Source organism: Bacillus sp. JZ105 (assembly GCF_053903125.1).
On record NZ_CP096387.1, the window covers coordinates 1,745,556 to 1,763,751 of the forward strand.

Sequence of the window (18,196 nt, forward strand, 5' to 3'; positions counted from 1 at the left end):
AAAAAAACTCCCCGCGACCGTGTTTGTGGGAAAATATCACGCTCTTATCCACTTTTTTAATGGAGGTCAGGGAGAATGACAATAGAAGTTCCCTTTCTGACGAAGAAAAGATGGAAATGCTTATTATTCAAGACTGAAGGTATAAAGAGAACTACTGCAAAACTGCACAGGCTTGTATCTCTCAATGGGTGAGAGATTTTAAAGAAGGTAACATCAAACTGTCTTCAGTGGAAGATCTGAAGAAGCTCATAGAACTAGACAATGAGCTTCAGAAACATAAATTTTAGTTATCTTAGTGGAGAAACACCAGACTCGACGGTTATTCTATCCCCTAGAACTGTGATTGATCTGCCAACACATTTGTTATTCGCAGTTCGTGCGTATATAAAGGTTACATTTTCACGGTTTTGAGTATCTAGGAATGAGTTGTGAATAAATATTCTTGTAGGGTTTTGTATAATGCCATCTACTGTTGCTGTGACCCATTGACCTACGTACATTGATAAATCTCTAAGCCCGCTTTGTTGAGAGGGTGGAGGGAAATAGTAACGATAATCATACTGAGTTGGAACATACTGATACGGTTGATAATAATACACTTAAATCAATCTCCTTTTAGATGTGTTGCTGTTATTTATATGAAGGACAGTCTCCTAGTTGGAACGGGAATAAATACTCATTTTTAAAAACAAACTCAAACTTAATTCAGCAGCTCGGAGGTGGGTGATATGTAATGGCTAGACCGAGAAATCCTAAAAGAGATCAGGCATTCCATCTGTGGAAGGAAAGCAATGGAACCCGCTTACTGAAAGACATTGCTGAAGAATTAGAGTGTTCCCCAACGCTTATCCGCAAATGGAAGAACCAAGACTCTTGGGATGAGAAATTGAATGGTAACGTTACTAAACGTCCTGGCGCTCCGAAAGGGAGTAAAAACGCCAGAGGTAATAAAGGGGGTAAAGCGCCACCTGGTAATCAAAATGCTAAAGGCAATAGGGGTGGCGCAGCTCCTAAAGGGAATAAGAATTCATTCAAAACCGGTGAACGATCATGTTTGAGTACATGGATGAAAAGGAGCAGAAGCTTTTTACTGAGATTGAGACTGATCCTTTGTACCAAATTGATCTATCAATACGATTATTGAGCGTTCGTGAAACAAGAATGATGCGCTTAATCAATAAGTATGAGAAAGGATTGACTGATAAGCAGCGGACAGTCTTGCAGCTAATGCGGAAAATGAAAGACGTTGTTCAAGCTCCGGATAAGAATGGGCTGATTAAAGCTGTTCCAATAACTAATGAACGTCTAGCAGTGGTCCAGATCAAGGAGACAGACTCACCGCTGCTAGATAAGATATTGAGCATTGAAGAAGCTCTGACACGTGTGACAGTACAACGTGATAGAGCCAGTGTGAAGAAGGCTGAAATAATGAAAACTATGTCAGAGCATGAATTGAGACTCAGAGGTCTTGATCTTGCAAACCGAACGAGAGAGGCAGAGCTGGAGCGGATCACCGCTCGACCTGTCGATGATTCGGTTCAAATTACTATAAAGAGAGCAAAGAAAAAAGGTGATGGCTGATGCAACTGATGGAGAAGGAAGTCAATCCACACTTTGAAGATTTTCTCTTTGACTGGGATCAGAAGTTTCAGTTCCTAGTGGGTGGTTATGGATCATCTAAAAGCTATCACATTGCCTTGAAACTCATTTTAAAATTGCTTGATGAAAAGAGAACAGCCCTTGTGATTCGTGAAGTCTATGACACACATAGAGATTCGACTTTCTCTTTATTTGAAGAGATCGTGAATGATCTTGGACTTGATCATGTCATTCAATGCCGGACATCACCGCTCATGCTTAAATTCCACAATGGGAGACGGATCATTTTCAAAGGTCTGGACAAGCCTGCCAAGCTGAAGTCGATCAACAACATCTCGATCATATGGATTGAAGAATGTTCAGAGGTAAAGTACGAAGGATTCAAGGAGTTGCTTGGTCGTTTGCGTCATCCAACGCTGCAGCTGCACATGATCCTATCAACGAACCCTGTCGGTCAGGATAATTGGACGTACAGACATTTCTTTAAGGACGATCAAAACAACCGCTTCACCCTTGATGACGAGACACTATACAAGGAACGTACTATCGCTATCAACGATACGTACTATCATCATTCTACAGCTGAAGATAACTTGTTCCTTCCGGTCAGTTACATCAAGCAGCTGGACGCACTAAAGGAATACGATCCAGACCTTTATCGCATAGCCCGAAAAGGTCATTTTGGCATTAACGGAATTCGTGTTCTTCCTCAATTCGAGGTGCAGCCGCATGAAGATGTGATGCTGGCCATCTCAAATATCAATCGGCCTTTGCTTAGAGCGGGAATGGACTTTGGTTTCGTAGAGTCATATAACGCTTTGATTCGAATGGCCGTCCATCACGAAAAGAAATATCTATACATCTATTGGGAGTATTATCAAAAAGGCACAACCGATGATGAAACTGTACAAAAGCTCATCGAATTTACAAAAACAAAAGAGCTGATCAAAGCGGATGCAGCTGAACCGAAAACCATCGCATACTTCAGGAAGATGGGAAACAACATGGTGGCTGCTCGTAAGTTCCAGGGATCACGCTTGCAGTACACCAAAAAGATCAAGCAGTTCAAGAAAATCATATGTTCCGACTCATGCAAAAACACGATCTATGAGCTTCAGCCGCTCACTTACAAGACGGACAAGCACGGTAATATCATAAAGGATGAGTTTCAGATTGACCCTCATACTTTTTCAGCCATCTGGTATGCGTTAGATGATTATGAAGTCACCGATCTGAAAGAGCAGCCTAAAGAGCGGAAACGCCCTAATAGAGAAAGGAGGTCGATGAGAAGGCTATGACAAAACATGTGAAAGCTACTGTGTTTAAAGCAGACATTTCTCAAACTACGAAACAAATTCACGATGATAGTTTTAACTATGAGGCTGATGGATTGATCGAGCCGCCGTACAATATCACAGAGCTCAAACAAATAGCTGAGTATTCTACCATTCTTCAGCAATGCATCGATGCGTATAAAACCAACATTCTAGGTTTTGGCTTGGGAATCGAATATGTCTTTGATTTCAACGCTGAGGATGCACCAGAAGGAAAGAAAGGCGCTGCTGAAAAAGAATGGACGAGGCTAGAGGAACTTGTGCGATACATGAACTATGATGAATCAGCCGAAGTGGTTCTAGGATATGTGATAGAAGATCGGGAGCGGACAGGGAATGGCTTTCTTGAAGTGTTACGTAATGGCACAGGGCAACCATCAGGGATTGAATATTTAGATGCTCAACACATGCGAATATGTAAGATAGGCGATCCTGTCGAAATTGACTTTAAATATACCGATCAGGGTCAAGTCAAATCTCTCAAAAAAATGAAGCGGTTCAGAAAGTATGTGCAGCAGATAAACACTAAAAAAGTATTCTTCAAAGAGTACGGCGATCCAAGAACAATGAACGCTGCTACGGGAGAATATAGCGAAAAAACTCCCCCTGAACTTGTAGCAAGCGAAGTCATTCACTTCAAGATAGGCAGCGGTACATATGGTGTTCCTCGTTGGATTGGTAACATCGTCAATATGTATGGAGCCCGCAAAGCTGAAGAGTTGAACTATCTGTACTTTAAACAGGGGCGGCATGTGCCAGCAGCCATCACAGTGGAAAATGGGATGCTGTCTGAATCGTCATATGAACAGCTGCAGGAATACATGAACGGCATCGAGGGGTCAGACAATGCACATAAATTCCTGCTGCTAGAAGTCGAAGGGATTCCGAAGAAGGATGAGCTATCGAACGATGAAGAGCCGGCTAATGTAAAGGTGGATATAAAATCACTGGCCGAGATTCTCCAGGAGGATGCGCTGTTCCTTGAATATGATGAGAAAACGAGAAACAAGATACGTTCCTCATTCCGTCTGCCGCCGATCTACACTGGCGAATCACAGGATTATAACAAGGCCACAGCTGACACCGCTCGTAAGACAACTGAAGAACAGGTATTTCAGCCGGAAAGAATGATCATCACTGGCAAGCTCAATACGCTCTTCCTTCCTGATCTTGATCTCTGGCATGTGCGGCTCATATTAAATGGTCCTGATTTTCGTGATCCGCTCGAAATTGCAAAGGTTCTTACACCATTTATTCAAGCAGGAGCGGTTTCACCGAATGACCTGCGTGATCTGGCTGGCCGTATTCTTGGTAAGACACTTGAAGAATGGCCAGAGGAAGAATATCACCGACCAATTGAGGCGAAGCCAAAGGCATCAACTAGCTTGCTTGATACGGTTCTTCAAAAATCTGCGGGTTCCCAGGAAGATCTGATCCATCTCTTAAAAGATGTTAGGGATGAACTAGAGGAGATCCGTAAATGAGCAAGATCGATCAGTTGATAAAAAACATCAATGCCTTTGTGCAAAAAGCGGAATCGGATGAGGTCGAGGAACTCAAAGCTGCGGTGGCTGATTTCCCTGAACTGAAGGACGTTCCCTCTTTGGTGGAAGAGTATGAGAAAACCACCGCAAAACTTCTCAGATTGCAACGCAGGACGTTTTTGAATGAACTGAATGGTTTTTATCCAAGGATGATTCGGAGACGTTAGAATCAATTTTAGCGTTCTTTCAAAATGACTTGTTTGCAGCCGATGAATTTGCGGAGCTGTTCGGAAAACTGCTGTCTTTCTGACTCTTACCGTCACCCAGCTGGCCGAGAAAATCATGAATTCCATCGATGCAGATATTCCATTCAAGGTGCTTTCTGAGAAATCTGAACAGTGGATTGAATCATGGTCACAGGAATTGGCGCAGCTGATGCAGCTGAATACTCATACAGCCATTGAACAAAGGTTGAAAGAGGGCATCAAAGATGGCCGCTCTATCCAGGAGATTGAACTGCAGCTGAAGGACATTCCTGAATTCAGTCGGAAGCGCGCACGTGTGACAGCTATAACTAAAGTGTTGACCGCTTCTTCCGTCGCTCAACATGAATCTTATGTTCAATCTCCAGCTGTGACGGGGAAGAAGTGGAAGCACAGTGGAGGGAAAAAGAATCAGTCAAGAGAAAGTCATGTGCAACTCGATGGAACGATCATCCCTCTCGATGAAGAATTTGAAATACCAGGTAGCGGAGAGCGGTGCATGTTTCCGAGGGATACACAGCTCACACCAAAAGAGCGAGTAAACTGTCATTGTGCGGTTGGTCCTGTGGTTGATCCTGTCATTTTAGGTTTGTCAGCTGAGGAAAAAGAAGAGATTAGAAGAAGAGTCTTACAAAACATGGAATGAAATAGTATAATATCCTCATTACTTTGGGAATGAGGGGAAATATGAGTTGGCTTGAGTTCTTTTCTTCAATACTTACTTCAGGTTCGTTAGCAACTATTATAGTGGTTTTGATTTTAAAACAACCTATAACAGTAATTCTTAGTAGAGTTGGTAATTTGTTGAGTTTTAAATATAAAGATATTCTTCATCTTGATTTTGCAAAAACTTTAGATGAAATTGAGCAAAATGAAGATGTAAAAGAAGATGAGCAACATGAAAGTGCCCCCAATAAAAATAGTCATAATAATGCTGAAACAAACGGACTGGATGTTGGATATGTAAAGCATTATGAGCGTTTGGCAAAAAAGTCTCCTGAGGAAGCTGTTTATACAGCTTGGCTGGAGCTTGAGGCAGAATTAAGGTATGTAGTAGTTAGATTAAGCGAGAATAACTTAAGAGATATACCTGAAATAGTGAGAGATCTTCTGTACAAAGAACATATTTCTCAGAATATGGCTAATAACATTTTGGGCTTATGGAGTCTAAGAAATGATATTGTTAAAAACCCACATGCAGTGTTTCTTGATTATAAGGAAGCTATGAGATACTGTTCATCAGTAATTAAGTTAATTAAACAGCTGCAAAAAATTACTGGCGATTATTATATGAGTGGTGAAAAACTGTCTGATTAAAAGACAGTTTTTTCTTTGAAAGGGGGTGAACATATGCCAAGGGAATTAATAAATGCAAAGATCACACACGTTTCATACGTGGACAAGGCTACTAATCAAAAGCAGTTCTTTTTTATGAAGTCAGAAAAACAGCCAGACTTTCAAAAAGAGATCAAAGTCATTGCGAAGGCTGATGATGTGCAACGTCTTGTGTATGGAATTGTATACGAACCAAACGTAGCTGATGCACATGGAGACTTTATGACACCAGAAGAAATTGAGAAAGCGGCTCATGGGTTCCTGAAGGATGCGAAGTTTTTCATAAATGTTCCCTCCTATTTTAAATTCCGTTCAATTTTATCGAGCTTGTCGATAACGACATCATACTTTTCACTAAACTTTGCTAACACTTCATTTTGCGCTTCGATTTGTTCATTGAGCTTGTTTTCTCTTTCCTTTGTCGTGTTGAGAACATAAAACAATACCCAACAAAAACTTCAATGGTTAAACAAGCAATGTCATTTGATGACTGTACTATTGAAGATCTAGAAGAGGGAAACAGAACTGAAGGGCATGAACAAAACTGAACAAGAAGCCATTGTTATTGATCTTGGCGGCGATCCGACTCAGCTCAAGGTAAAAATCATTAAAGATTTTATTCCGAAAAGCAACAAGAACCGTCCTGGCAACTATATGAAACCTTTATATATTACGGTTCATAACACAGCTAACACAGCAAAAGGGGCAAACGCAGCGAGTCACGCATCGTTTGTGAAACGATCTAGTACAGGTGTAAGCTGGCACTATACGGTGGATGAAAATCGCATCTATCAACATCTGCCGTTAAATGAAAACGGATGGCATGCAGGAGATGGCCGAGGAACCGGAAACATGAAGTCAATTGGAATTGAGATTTGTGAAAATGAAGACGGAAATTTTGAAAAATCGGTTGAAAATGCTCAATGGCTCATTCGTAAGCTGATGACAGAACAAGGCATTCCATTAGCCAATGTTGTGCCTCATAAGAGATGGAGTGGGAAACAATGTCCACGAAAGCTGCTTAATCGCTGGAACAGCTTCAAGGCAGGTATTGCAACCGCTCATACGAGTAAAAAGGCAACAGCGAAGCCGACGAAAGCGACACCTTTCAAAAATACATCATCCAAGCCAAAGAAAAGCACGTCTAAAAAGTCATTTAACTTACCATCTGGCATTATTAAAGTAACCAAGCCTTTGACAAAGGGCGCTGGAGTAAAAGCATTGCAGGAAGCTCTGGCTGCTGTGTATTTCTACCCGGACAAAGGCGCAAAAAATAACGGAATTGATGGCTACTATGGGCCAAAAACAGCGAATGCGGTCAAGCGGTTCCAGTTGATGCATGGGCACACAGCAGACGGCATTTATGGTCCGAAGACAAAGGCAAAGCTAGAATCATTATTAAAGTAATGAGCCCTCTTGGAAGAGGGCTTAGCTTTTTATAAACTCAACCTGTCAATTGTTATTCATCACTGTCTCATCTTTTTGACAGTTTGTTGAACATAAAAACCCTTCAAATATAGGTTAGAAGGGCATCACGCTATAATTATACTAAACTCTTAATAACACTTGGTTTCTTGATCGTATAGAAACTGGCTGCAATACCTTATATTCATTTAAGATGTCTTCATACAAGTTCCCAGCATATTTTGGAGCATGAATTGTTATAACTGCGGAATAATCCATTCGATCATAACTACTACCGTTTCTACCCATTCCATGAAGTAAAAGGAAAGGTTGCTCTAAAGAAGAACTTCGCATCTTCTTCCAATTCTTAACTACAGTATCCCATTTTAATTCTCCGCGCCTAGCCAATTCTGTTTGGTATTGGTGTGGAGAACTAGATACAGGCTGTAGACTCTGTTGCCAACCCTCCCTGAGTAATTCTTTGATCTTATCTGCATCTTTCTCTATATGTAAAATTTTACTTTTACCTTTTTTGCTAAACGAAAATTTTTTGGAGTGTGGATAAAATGTATGTTCAATAGCTGATTCAGTGTAATCTTCTGCGTGTAATGCATTTGCTTTGGATAACGTTGCAAAAGTCCAAGATAAGGAAATTTCCCCTTTTAAATTTGAATTTAAGGGTACTGGAATTAATAATTTCGCAACGGCCTTAGGATTAATAGATGCTGAGTAGACAATGGTTACTTTATTCTCGTCACACCCTAGGATATCATCAACATTTTTATTTAAAAATCCATACCCTATTTCGTCATCAACTTTCTCAGGATGAATAGCAGAATGTATCAATAGAGCTCGTGCTGACAAGGAATCGAATTGATTACATCTTCCCATAATTTCTGCAGCCTTTCCTGCGATAAATGGGGATGAAAAGCTAGTACCTGCAGATAATTCCTTCTTATTCATATCCAATGCTAAAAGATGTATTGGAAATTTATCATCCCCTCCAAAAGCGACCAAATCTGGCTTTACTTTGCATCCTTCTCTCCCCATGCCAATACAACTGTAAAAAGCTCTAACTTTTTCTTTGCTACCATAATCGTAAGTAAAAGAACCTACACCGAGACCATTTACTAGATCTGCAGGAGCTTGAACCCTATTCATTGGAGAAGGCTTATCACCGTCATTTCCTACAGCTACAACAAATAACTTTCTATAATTCCAAGCAAGTCTGTCCAACGAGTATGTAAATCTACTTATTTCATCATCAATAATAGGACCTATAGGACCAAAGGATAGGTTGTATACATCTATATCCTTTCGCGAAGGGACTACTGTTTCAATTAAATTAATTGCCTCATATAAATCAAAGTCTCTAGGGTCGCTTTGCGGCAACACTCTAAAACTCTCGACCGTCACTAAAGGATCTTCTAATTGTGTGTTATTATCATACTGGTTTAAATCTCCATATAAGATCACTCCAGCAACTTGAGTGCCGTGCTTTATTCCAGGTAGGATAGGACCAGATGCAACCGATTCATTTTCTTTTGCAAATTTGGACAAAAAAGGATTACTTTCGTCTATACCACCATCGAATACACCCACTTTTAAAGGAGAGATATACTCACCCTTAGGCGGAAATAACTGCAATTCATTTGTGTCAAAACTTCTAGTTGACGGAAACAAATTTACTCTTAAAGGGTGAACAGTTCTTAATGGATTGAAGTCAGCTACTTCTTTTAATAATTGCCTTTTGACAAAAGCACTAATAAAAATAGGACCTTCGTGATATTCTTTTATTCTAAGGGAATCCATATCAATCCCATTCTCTTTCAATAACTTCGAAAATTTGTCAATCACTTCTTTGTTTTCATTTCCGAATGGATGCAAAACAAATTCAACAGTTCCTTCCTGCCAATCATGATCGAACCCTTGTATGACTTCGTTTTTTTGTAAAATTGAAAGTTCTTCAAGTTTTTGAACATCTTTTTTAAAACTGCCTGTTAAATCACTTTCTTCTTTACTAAGTGCATTTTCAAGGGCATCAAGACTGCTTGAGGTGATCTTAACAAAATGCATCTTACTTAGAACATCATTTTCATCATCTAGCTGTTTTCTCCATCTTCGAGATCCGATATTTTCAAAATGGGATGCTTTAAATAGAGAATTTGGAGTATATGACTTTGCAAGAAACTTTTCATTTAGCCTAACAGTGACAACTACCTCATCCATTTTTTTATTTTGTGGAATTGATGATATTGAGCTTCTTAGTTTTTTTAAATCTTCTTGAACTTTTGTTCTAGCTTCTTTGTACGTTTGAGGGAATTTTGGAGGGTTACTACCAAACTTTTTCTTGGAAGGCTCAATTAAATTTTCTCCGTATCCAATAATGGGTAAATACTTAGGTTCGTTATTATCCATTTAAAATCTCTCCTCTATTTTTTTAAGTGATGATTCACTGTAGAAGTACTAATTCCAAGTAACTCGGCTATTTTAGCTTGGCTTATTTTTCTTCCGTATATTTCTTTAAGTTTTAGAGACATTACCTTATTAAATTCTCCTGCATTTCCATCAAATCTTCTTCTTAATTCTTGAATTAAACATAGGTTAGGATCACCGTTGTCAACAACTGTTCGTCGAACTACTTTTTCGCAGATTTGTTTAATATCAGAGGGGCTTATTTGGTTTACGGTTGTGCTTATTAAGTCTAATAAATCTGGGGTGAGCGATGGTGTATTACTCTCATTCAAGAACTCTTTCCACAACCTTTTTCTCGACTCACTTCCTGGCAATGGGACTTCTATTTTTAAGTCAAACCTTCTCCAAATTGCTTTATCTAGATAGTCTGGAAAATTTGTTGCAGCAACCAATACTGAATTACTCGGCCATTCTTCTAATTCTTTTAGAAGAACATTTACAATTCTTTTTAATTCTCCAAGGTCTGAAGGATCGTCCCTTCTTTTTGCCACAGCATCAAACTCATCCAACAATAAAATGCAAGGTGACATTTTAGCGTACTCTAATACTTTTTTTAAATTCTGTCCGGTTTTACCTAGATAACTTGATATTGTTGCTGATAAATCTAATGTTATAAGCGGGAGCATTAATTCTTTTGCAAGATATTTTGATATTAATGTTTTTCCAACGCCAGGTTGACCATAGAGAATTATGCTGTTTGGTGGTTTAATCCCCATTGATAATAATTTTTGAGAAACTGCTCTTTCTCTTACAAAACGTTGAATCATTTCGTCTGTTTCCTGTTCTAAAATAAGTTTATCTGATAAGTCTTTGATTTCTTCAACCTTTACAAGAGACAAAAAAGAATCATTGTCAGCAGGTGGTGGAGTAACTCCCATTGATCTAGTTAGTGAGGCGCCTGCACTGTATGTAGTTATTATTTCGGCAATTTCTTGGCTAATTTTAGGATGTTCTTTTTTAATTTTTCTAATTAAACTAATGGCTGTGAGTTCAACGGTTCTTTTGTCTCCGTCTAGGGAAGCTCTTATTAAGCCGGGGATATTTTTCAATATATTATCCATTCGATTGACACCTCTTAGTTCGTAATATCGAATTTTAACTGAATTTTTCTTTGTATTAAAAGAACTTTTGGTAATTCGATGTGATTTAATTATATAATATTATCGAATTTTTGCAATTAGAAGCTTGATTTTTTTTAGCTATATCCTTCAGTATTAATAAGAAAAATCTTTTCTTTGAGTGAAAATAAATGCAACTTTTATCTTCGATCTGATCCAGACAAGAAACGGCCTTTTTACTTTGTCTAGGTGGTTACTTTATAAATCGGGAAGCAGGCTGACTTGCTCTGGTAGAATCATAACTGAAAATTTATTGATCTCCGATCTTTCAAGTTGTCATCTTTTATGGTGGTTATCTCCTTGAGATTATTATGAGGGAACTCTTGTTCATTATTTGGCAATAAATAAAACCCATCTTTCGAATGGGTCTTTAATAAAAGTTTTAGAATATTTGAACGTTGTTACTCCAATAATGATGGTCAACTTATACAGACAATGATTAAGTGTGCTTTTAGAAACGACGAGAAAATCACTTTGTCGTTTAAGGGTGTGGATGGAGTTACATCATCCTATGTCAAAACTGCTCTGATCGATCTTTTGAAAGAATTCGGTTTTGACTTTATAAAAAAACCATCTCGCTTTTTCTGATACTAACTCTCAAATAAACAAGCTTATAAATGATCGTTTTAAATTTGAAGTAAAAAAAGAAAAAGTATGGTTAATTGCTAAAACCCTTCAATTGAAGGGTTTTTTTAATTCCATAAAAACGAAACAGATGATTTAAATTAATTGAGACTTCCGTTCAAATTTTATATTGAAAGTTTATTTGCTTAACTTTAACCATTTAACCATTTATCCCAATAAGGATATAATTGATCCTTAATAGCAAAAGCAATCCAAGGAAACAGGAAGCAAAATATAAGCAAGATAAGAAATATCATTATGAAAATACTCTCTAAAAATATTATGAATGGTTTTTCCCCTTTTTTTACTGTCGGTAATGCTCTTTTTGTAGTTGACATGATAATGAAGAAGGTAATAAGAAAAAATCCAATACTCCGTCCAATTAAATAATTTAAAGAATCTTTACCAAAATTGTTTATAATATAAGGAATTACACTTCCTAGCCAAGATAAAATAGAATTCATCCCCTGAGAAAATATGGATATGTTGAATTTCAAATCTTTATCAACCTCAATGAGTTCTTTAGGTATAGGTATTAATAGTAAACAAATGATCAGACCAAGTAAAAAAAACATATTTATAAAAGCTAACGTAAATTTTAATTCATTAAATGACCTATTCAGTGTTTTGATTGCAAAAGAAGCCCGGATATAGAAGGTATATCTAATTATAAATATCACTATTAGAATCATATTAAAGAAGTTTAGATAACTAAAATAAATTAATCCAAACAAAATTGAAACAAACAACCATCCAAGGAATTTTGAAATTTCTTTTTCAGTACTCGAGTTCTGAGAAGATTTTTCTACTCTATGTATTATATTATGAGATTGATGTACAGTAGGTTGAATTATTTTATTGATGATCTTTGTTTTACCTATGTTAATTTTATTGCCGTCTCCTTTTACAGATATATTTGTTTTATTATCACGAGCCGTTATAAATCCAATGATTCCTAAAACAGCAGCAATGATAGTCAAAATAACACTCAACAGTTCTAACATGAAATTAACCTCCTGTTATTTATTTTTATTTCAAAACTTTTCATATTATAGCATTTTTAAGGTTTTGTGAGTTCTTATTTTCCATCTATTCATATAATTCCCTAACCAAGAATCGAACTGGATTGTTCTTCTAGCGCGTGCAAAACCAAAGTTGCTAAACAAAACCATTAAAAATGTTACACTTATGTGCATATTATACTTGGGGGTACAAACCTTGAAACCATTTTGGGAAATAGATGAAGAAGGCTATTATACGTTGGAGAAGATAAATGAGAAAAAAATAGCTAAAGCAGAAAAAAAGCTTGGAGTAATTTTACCTGTTACATATAAAAAGCTCATATTGGAACAGAATGGCGGTTATATAGTTCATAATGCTTTTCCAACCACTCACTCTAATGCATGGGCTGAGGATCATATTCAATTTAATCATCTTTTGGGAATTGCAGAAGATGAGGGGATCATGGATAGTGCCTATTTAATAAAAGAGTGGGAGCTGCCAGAAGGGCTTGTTTTGATTAACGGGGATGGCCATACTTGGGTAGCTATGGATTATCGAAAAACGAAAGAGAATCCTGGAATTCATTATTTTGATGTTGAGATGGAAGAAGACTTTAAGTTAGCAGATTCCTTTGATGAATTCATTCAGGGGCTTTATACAGCTGAGTACACTGTTGATGAAGAAGCAGCAGAGGGTGAATATGAACTTTCTGAAGTTAATTTAAGCAAAGAAGAACTTGAAGCCATATTTGAGTTGGACGTCCTTGATGAAGAGAATCTGTATAAAATTCAATATTACCCGATGGTTGATTTGAACGAAATTGAATGGTTTTTTAAAAAGATGCAATATCACATTGAAAAAACAAAAGATGAAGATGCGCTTTATCAAGTAGCTGATACGATTAATAACATTCTCTTATTGAACCCAAATATGCCAATCAATAATAATATTAAGGGGCTGGTGCAACAAATATCCGATTTCTTACAAAGTAATGAAGATCCACTTGTAGTAAATGTAGGCGAACTTATTCTTAGTGAGGTTGAGAGTATTATTTAAGGTGAATTTTAAGAAAAAGAGGTTAAGCAATGAGAGCACCGTATCAAGTTAAGAAGTTAAATCTTTATGAAGAAAGTAACTACTTCTTGGAATTGGCTTTGAAATCTTGTACGCTTATAGGAAAGGAGGTCATATGATCATGAAAAAAATAATGATGATGATTACTACCGCTTTGCTATTAGGTGCAATTCTTGGAATGCCTGCTGGACAACAAACTCAGGCAGATGAGAAAAATGATGTAGTGTTGCTTTTCTCTAGAGGGGCAGGATCATAAAAGGGATAAGATTTAATCCGCCACTACGGAGGATAATTGGTTAAAAAACGATAAAGTGGATTAAAGTGTAAGACTCCTTATGGTATTCTAGTAAAAGAATACGCCATTAAAGGAGTCTTTTTTATATGAAAATATTAGATGCTCCATCTTTACTATCAGCTGTCGAACAAAGGTCAAAAGCCTATCAGGAGCTTCGAGACGAAATGCAGCATGTGAAAAAAGCATTAAAAAGTGTGTCGGGATTAGGTGATAAATTTACTGGAAAAGGTGCAGACAATATCAAAGCCTTTTATGAGGATCTTGCGCTTTACACAGACACTTATCTTGATTTTATTGATATGCAAAAAGCTTTTTTAGATGGGGTAAAAGGAAAGCTTGATGATGAATCGTTAGGCGGGAGTACATTTATTGATGAGCATTTCTTAAACGCTCAACTGAAACAAGGGATTCAGAATAATAAAGATATGGTCAAGGAACAAAAAGAAGCCCTATCCACTATTTTTGATGACATCAGTGATCTCATAGAACTGAATGTATTTTCAAGTAAAGAGGTCAATGAACATTTAGACGATGCGAATAAAAAAAGAAAAGAGGCAATTGATGCTGTACATAAATTAGATCATGCCCTAAAAACTGAATACGAAAAATCAGAAGCGATTGAGAAACATCTTGCAACCTTTTATGCAAAAATGATGGCTGCTACAGGAAAAGGGAAAAATGCGCAGCCCATGTATTACGATTCAAAAGAATTTCATGAGACAGATGTGTACAAGAATCATGATAAAATCGATGCACAGGTGAAAGCATATTTAAAATTGAAAAAAGAAGAAAAAGAGAAACGAAGAATCAAAGAATTGAAAGAAAAACTCAACGATCCTTCGTGTATATCAGAGGAAAAATACTTTGAGATTGTAGACGAAATTGGATATGAAAATCTTTCTTACGATCAAAAAATGTATTACAGCCAGCTTCTCCAGATCAAAGCGCAGGAAGAAGCATCAGAGGGATTTGTTGATGTTGTAAAAGGAGCAGCAGTTGGTCTATATGATGTGGCCAAAGATACAGTAGTTGGCATCTATGATCTTGTGACAGATCCTGGAGGTGCCGTTGAATCGGTCGTAACGGCAGTTTCACATCCAATTGAAACATCGAAAGCGATTGGAAAGTCGATTTCAGACTCATTCCAAAAAGAAGTCATCGATGGTGATGCATATTCTCGATCACACTGGTTCGCCTATGCAACTGGTTCTCTAGCAGAAATCGTCTTTGGTTCTAAAGGGGCAGGTGCCATTACAAAAACGGGGACTACAGCGGCCAAAACAACGGTGAAGAAAGGGCTTGAACAAGGAGCAAGATCGATCGATAACGTCACCATTCCAAATCTATTGCCATATTCACCAAAGTTTCAACTAGCAGGTGGAGGGAAACTGCCTTATAATGTGTTTGATGGTGAGAATATCAAAAATAAGCTTCTCTCCATGGCGAAGCGACTAGACAATTCAGAAGGTAATGGAGGTCATTTGACCTCATCTAATAAAGGATCTAAGGGTATAGACAATGCTAATGATATAACCAAATTAACTGTCGATGATATACCAACTGCAAAAAGTGGGAACTTTAATAAATTTTTCAATTCCCTTACAAGTAAAGAACTAGACGAACTTTGGAAAGATAAAAGAATTAGAAAGAAAATTGAACGTCAGCTTAGAGAACCTGGAGGTTTACATGAGTGGCACTTAGTTTCAAGAGCGCCGCAATTTAAGCATTGGAATATTAGTGCGGAAGAGATTAAAGATTTACGAACAGCAATATCTGATGTTAAATTCGTCAATCCAAACGGTGTCCATGGTGGATTAGGCTCAACTAAGGCACATAATGAATTGTTAGCAATAATAGACACTTCTAGCGACTATGATACATTTGTAAGACGACTTAATAATTGGGCTAATTATAGACTAGAGGGTGGGGTTTCATCTTTACCGGAAGGTCTAAAATTAAAGTAGGAGGATATTATAATGGAAAAACAAGGATGGGTTTCTATTTGGCTAGGTACTATTAAAGAAGGGGACTCTATAGAAGAGTATGTAGATTTAAAGTATGATGAGGATGGCGAGTCTGTACCTTCCAAATTTTTCATTGATTTTAATATTGATATGGATGAAACAGATGAGGATACAATAGAAAAAGCAGTCTATAAGAATAGTAGTAGTGATATTTCATCATTATTAAATGGGTGTTCGTATGAAGAGATTGTCATCCCAAAAATCCAGAAAAGTATAAACCTAAAGAAATCATATAACGCAGTAATTTTAATATATAATTTTGAATATAACAATGAAATTAGTTCAACTGGTGCTTTTGATTTTATTGCTACTACAAATTATGAATAAGAGAACCCTTAAAGGTTCTGATTAGCAAGACTACAGGCAAAGAGATTGATATAATGTAATTTATTGAAACCTTGATTGGCAAAGTGCCTTTCAAGGTTTTTTTGTTGAAGAGATACCTCGTGACGAAATAAACTATTTATTACTTACTGAATAGAGATAATCTTTGCAATCCCAATCTGATGTTTTAACAAAATTTTTAGTACGTACAACACCTTTAGATTGTATGCCCTATTTAATGAATTTCTTAAAAATCGTCATATATTACCATTTTATTCCTGAATATTTTACCTTGCCTTTCTCCCTGCCTTTTAAATTTTTCTCAACTTTTACGAACGATCACTACGGACGTATTGTCAAAGTCGAAGCAAGTGATTTAAAATACGGAGAGGTTAAAAGAAACCAATATGCCCAATCCAATTCAGGTAAGCCAGATCGATTACTGGATGATGACGGAGGTCATTTAATCGCATCTATTTTTAAAGGGTCTGGGGGTATTGATAATCTTGTGCCGATGAGTTCACAGATTAATCGTAGTGGTGGGAAATGGTATCAGTTGGAGCAGGAATGGTTGGCAGCCTTGAGGAAAGTCCCACCTGAGACAGTATCAGTTTCCATAGAAAGCATTAGATATGAAGGAGATTCTATGCGACCAACTTTATTTAAAATTAAGTATAAAATTGGAGCTAGGAGAGTTAAAAAGGTATCGATTGAAAATAAGCCAGGAGGTTAATTCAATGGAAATGGAACCATCGAATGAAGTTTATCAAGAAATTTTGAATACAATAAATGAAATAATATTTGCTATATGCGGAAATTCTGGATGACTCTCGTGAAGTTTATTTTTTCTTTAATACAAACAAACAACAAGAATATATTTATTCTCATGATATTCCTGATATATTTGAGGTCAGTGAAAATATATATGATGACTTATTAATTAATTTACAGGATTCTTTTAAGAAACTCAGAGATGAATTTAAAATTAACGAGCAAAAAACTTGGACAAATTTAACGCTGAAAATCAAGAATAGGAATCAATTTACCATTGATTTTAATTATGATGATGTATTGAACTCTCATTACAATACCTATCAACGGATGGCTATTTGGGAATATGAAAATTTGGGATATCTCCCTGAAGATGAAGAAGATAAAGAAGCCGTATTAAATTATATAAAAAATAAAGACGATAACTAACGCACAATACCCTCCGAATAAAGGAGGGTATTTCTCATATATGTTTCAAAAAACCTCATTCCATTATCTAAACCGATAAACCGTCACTTCACAATCACCCAGCACCTCTTCAATCATCTCTTCCACAATCGTCCAATCGCCGCCAGCCAAGCCGCAGCCGATCCCGTATGGAATGGCGATGGACGTTTGGTGTTTCTCCTCAGATGATTGTGTCACTGTATCCTTTAGGTGTTGAAAGCAGCTGCGTAAGGCATCGTAGTCTGTTTGCTGTCTTGTTCTTCCGTATCCAGCTTGGGCAAATAAGTTGGCAATTGTTTTTCCGTCTTTTGTTGTGATGAGTTGAACGGAGCTTAGCAAGTCATCTCCTTGTTCTGTACATAACTGTTTATAATCTTTGTGCACATTCGGATATTTGCTTTTGATTTGTTTCGCTAATCCAGCTCCCATGACGCCTTTACAGTTCACCTGGTGACAAATGATGTCTTCGCTTGCCTCTAATATATTGCCGTCTACCGTTTTGATCATATGCAGTAACCCCTTTTTGATAAAATGCAAACTTAAGTTCTATTATAGCAGTTTTGTTTCTATGATTTAATAGCCTTTGATGAGTTTTTAGTTAGTACACGATGTTCAGGTGACAG

The 18,196-nt window shown here is 37.1% G+C and carries 14 protein-coding genes and 5 pseudogenes; 14 read left to right on the forward strand and 5 right to left on the reverse strand.

Features of this window, described 5'->3' with window-relative positions:
- Nucleotides 1–733 precede the first annotated feature (733 nt).
- From terS to M1D81_RS08860, 6 genes and pseudogenes are all read left to right on the forward strand, one after another.
- A pseudogene (terS, locus tag M1D81_RS08835) lies at nt 734–1,581 on the forward strand (phage terminase small subunit).
- Between the two features lie 8 nt (nt 1,582–1,589).
- Complete coding sequence (locus M1D81_RS08840) at nt 1,590–2,897, forward strand: PBSX family phage terminase large subunit (RefSeq protein ID WP_456267136.1); 1,308 nt, start codon at nt 1,590–1,592, stop codon at nt 2,895–2,897.
- Nucleotides 2,894–4,417 carry a phage portal protein gene (locus tag M1D81_RS08845; protein WP_456265031.1) on the forward strand — a complete coding sequence of 508 codons (1,524 nt, stop codon included), beginning with the start codon at nt 2,894–2,896 and terminating at the stop codon, nt 4,415–4,417. Before M1D81_RS08840 ends, M1D81_RS08845 begins: the two co-directional genes overlap by 4 nt.
- Nucleotides 4,414–5,326: pseudogene (locus M1D81_RS08850) on the forward strand (phage minor head protein). Before M1D81_RS08845 ends, M1D81_RS08850 begins: the two are co-directional and overlap by 4 nt.
- Nucleotides 5,327–5,367: 41 nt before the next feature.
- Complete coding sequence (locus M1D81_RS08855) at nt 5,368–5,997, forward strand: hypothetical protein (RefSeq protein WP_034623542.1); 630 nt, start codon at nt 5,368–5,370, stop codon at nt 5,995–5,997.
- A 33-nt stretch (nt 5,998–6,030) separates the two neighbouring features.
- Nucleotides 6,031–6,291 (forward strand): annotated as a pseudogene (locus M1D81_RS08860) (XkdF-like putative serine protease domain-containing protein); the annotation flags it as partial.
- Between the two features lie 20 nt (nt 6,292–6,311).
- On the opposite strand, the pseudogene M1D81_RS08865 reads toward M1D81_RS08860, so the two are convergent.
- A pseudogene (locus tag M1D81_RS08865) lies at nt 6,312–6,470 on the reverse strand (BhlA/UviB family holin-like peptide); the annotation flags it as partial.
- Nucleotides 6,471–6,540: 70 nt separating this feature from the next.
- Between M1D81_RS08865 and M1D81_RS08870 the strand changes: the two are divergent.
- Nucleotides 6,541–7,422: a peptidoglycan recognition protein family protein gene (locus M1D81_RS08870; RefSeq protein ID WP_456270901.1), complete on the forward strand. Its 882-nt coding sequence runs from the start codon at nt 6,541–6,543 to the stop codon at nt 7,420–7,422.
- A gap of 141 nt (nt 7,423–7,563) precedes the next feature.
- On the opposite strand, the gene M1D81_RS08875 is transcribed toward M1D81_RS08870, so the two are convergent.
- Together M1D81_RS08875 and M1D81_RS08880 are read right to left on the reverse strand one after the other, a co-directional pair.
- Nucleotides 7,564–9,837 (reverse strand): S8 family peptidase, encoded by a 2,274-nt coding sequence (locus M1D81_RS08875; protein ID WP_034623540.1) that lies wholly within the window; start codon nt 9,835–9,837, stop codon nt 7,564–7,566.
- 14 nt (nt 9,838–9,851) lie between these two features.
- Complete coding sequence (locus M1D81_RS08880) at nt 9,852–10,955, reverse strand: AAA family ATPase (RefSeq protein ID WP_456265029.1); 1,104 nt, start codon at nt 10,953–10,955, stop codon at nt 9,852–9,854.
- A 492-nt stretch (nt 10,956–11,447) separates the two neighbouring features.
- On the opposite strand from M1D81_RS08880, the gene M1D81_RS08885 reads away from it, so the two are divergent.
- Nucleotides 11,448–11,600 carry an STAS-like domain-containing protein gene (locus tag M1D81_RS08885; RefSeq protein WP_235183634.1) on the forward strand — a complete coding sequence of 51 codons (153 nt, stop codon included), beginning with the start codon at nt 11,448–11,450 and terminating at the stop codon, nt 11,598–11,600.
- Nucleotides 11,601–11,788: 188 nt separating this feature from the next.
- On the opposite strand, the gene M1D81_RS08890 is transcribed toward M1D81_RS08885, so the two are convergent.
- A complete protein-coding gene (locus M1D81_RS08890; RefSeq protein WP_034623537.1) occupies nt 11,789–12,640 on the reverse strand; it encodes a hypothetical protein in 852 nt (283 codons plus the stop codon).
- A gap of 214 nt (nt 12,641–12,854) precedes the next feature.
- Here M1D81_RS08890 and M1D81_RS08895 point away from each other — a divergent pair, with 214 nt between their 5' ends.
- From M1D81_RS08895 to M1D81_RS08920, 6 genes and pseudogenes are all read left to right on the forward strand, one after another.
- The gene (locus M1D81_RS08895) at nt 12,855–13,694 is read left to right on the forward strand and encodes an SMI1/KNR4 family protein (RefSeq protein WP_283860092.1); all 840 of its coding nucleotides are present in this window, start codon (nt 12,855–12,857) and stop codon (nt 13,692–13,694) included.
- A gap of 139 nt (nt 13,695–13,833) precedes the next feature.
- A complete protein-coding gene (locus M1D81_RS08900; RefSeq protein ID WP_432244192.1) occupies nt 13,834–13,968 on the forward strand; it encodes a hypothetical protein in 135 nt (44 codons plus the stop codon).
- Nucleotides 13,969–14,093: 125 nt separating this feature from the next.
- On the forward strand, nt 14,094–15,971 hold the full coding sequence (locus M1D81_RS08905; RefSeq protein ID WP_245207140.1) for a T7SS effector LXG polymorphic toxin: 1,878 nt from the start codon (nt 14,094–14,096) through the stop codon (nt 15,969–15,971).
- A gap of 12 nt (nt 15,972–15,983) precedes the next feature.
- The gene (locus M1D81_RS08910) at nt 15,984–16,358 is read left to right on the forward strand and encodes an immunity 22 family protein (protein WP_135031704.1); all 375 of its coding nucleotides are present in this window, start codon (nt 15,984–15,986) and stop codon (nt 16,356–16,358) included.
- Nucleotides 16,359–16,680: 322 nt separating this feature from the next.
- Nucleotides 16,681–17,088, forward strand: a pseudogene (locus tag M1D81_RS08915) (DNA/RNA non-specific endonuclease); the annotation flags it as partial.
- A 68-nt stretch (nt 17,089–17,156) separates the two neighbouring features.
- Nucleotides 17,157–17,555 carry an immunity protein YezG family protein gene (locus M1D81_RS08920; protein ID WP_456265028.1) on the forward strand — a complete coding sequence of 133 codons (399 nt, stop codon included), beginning with the start codon at nt 17,157–17,159 and terminating at the stop codon, nt 17,553–17,555.
- Between the two features lie 63 nt (nt 17,556–17,618).
- Here the strand turns inward: M1D81_RS08920 and M1D81_RS08925 are convergent, their stop codons facing one another.
- Nucleotides 17,619–18,080 carry a macro domain-containing protein gene (locus M1D81_RS08925; RefSeq protein ID WP_456265027.1) on the reverse strand — a complete coding sequence of 154 codons (462 nt, stop codon included), beginning with the start codon at nt 18,078–18,080 and terminating at the stop codon, nt 17,619–17,621.
- Between the last annotated feature and the right edge of the window lie 116 nt (nt 18,081–18,196).

Coding starts and splice junctions, on each gene's coding strand:
- M1D81_RS08840 (WP_456267136.1), top strand. CDS start 1,590: ATGGAGAAGGAAGTCAATCCACACTTTGAAGATTTTCTCTTTGACTGG.
- M1D81_RS08845 (WP_456265031.1), top strand. CDS start 2,894: ATGACAAAACATGTGAAAGCTACTGTGTTTAAAGCAGACATTTCTCAA.
- M1D81_RS08855 (WP_034623542.1), top strand. CDS start 5,368: ATGAGTTGGCTTGAGTTCTTTTCTTCAATACTTACTTCAGGTTCGTTA.
- M1D81_RS08875 (WP_034623540.1), bottom strand. CDS start 9,837: ATGGATAATAACGAACCTAAGTATTTACCCATTATTGGATACGGAGAA.
- M1D81_RS08880 (WP_456265029.1), bottom strand. CDS start 10,955: ATGGATAATATATTGAAAAATATCCCCGGCTTAATAAGAGCTTCCCTA.
- M1D81_RS08885 (WP_235183634.1), top strand. CDS start 11,448: ATGATTAAGTGTGCTTTTAGAAACGACGAGAAAATCACTTTGTCGTTT.
- M1D81_RS08890 (WP_034623537.1), bottom strand. CDS start 12,640: ATGTTAGAACTGTTGAGTGTTATTTTGACTATCATTGCTGCTGTTTTA.
- M1D81_RS08900 (WP_432244192.1), top strand. CDS start 13,834: ATGAAAAAAATAATGATGATGATTACTACCGCTTTGCTATTAGGTGCA.
- M1D81_RS08905 (WP_245207140.1), top strand. CDS start 14,094: ATGAAAATATTAGATGCTCCATCTTTACTATCAGCTGTCGAACAAAGG.
- M1D81_RS08910 (WP_135031704.1), top strand. CDS start 15,984: ATGGAAAAACAAGGATGGGTTTCTATTTGGCTAGGTACTATTAAAGAA.
- M1D81_RS08925 (WP_456265027.1), bottom strand. CDS start 18,080: ATGATCAAAACGGTAGACGGCAATATATTAGAGGCAAGCGAAGACATC.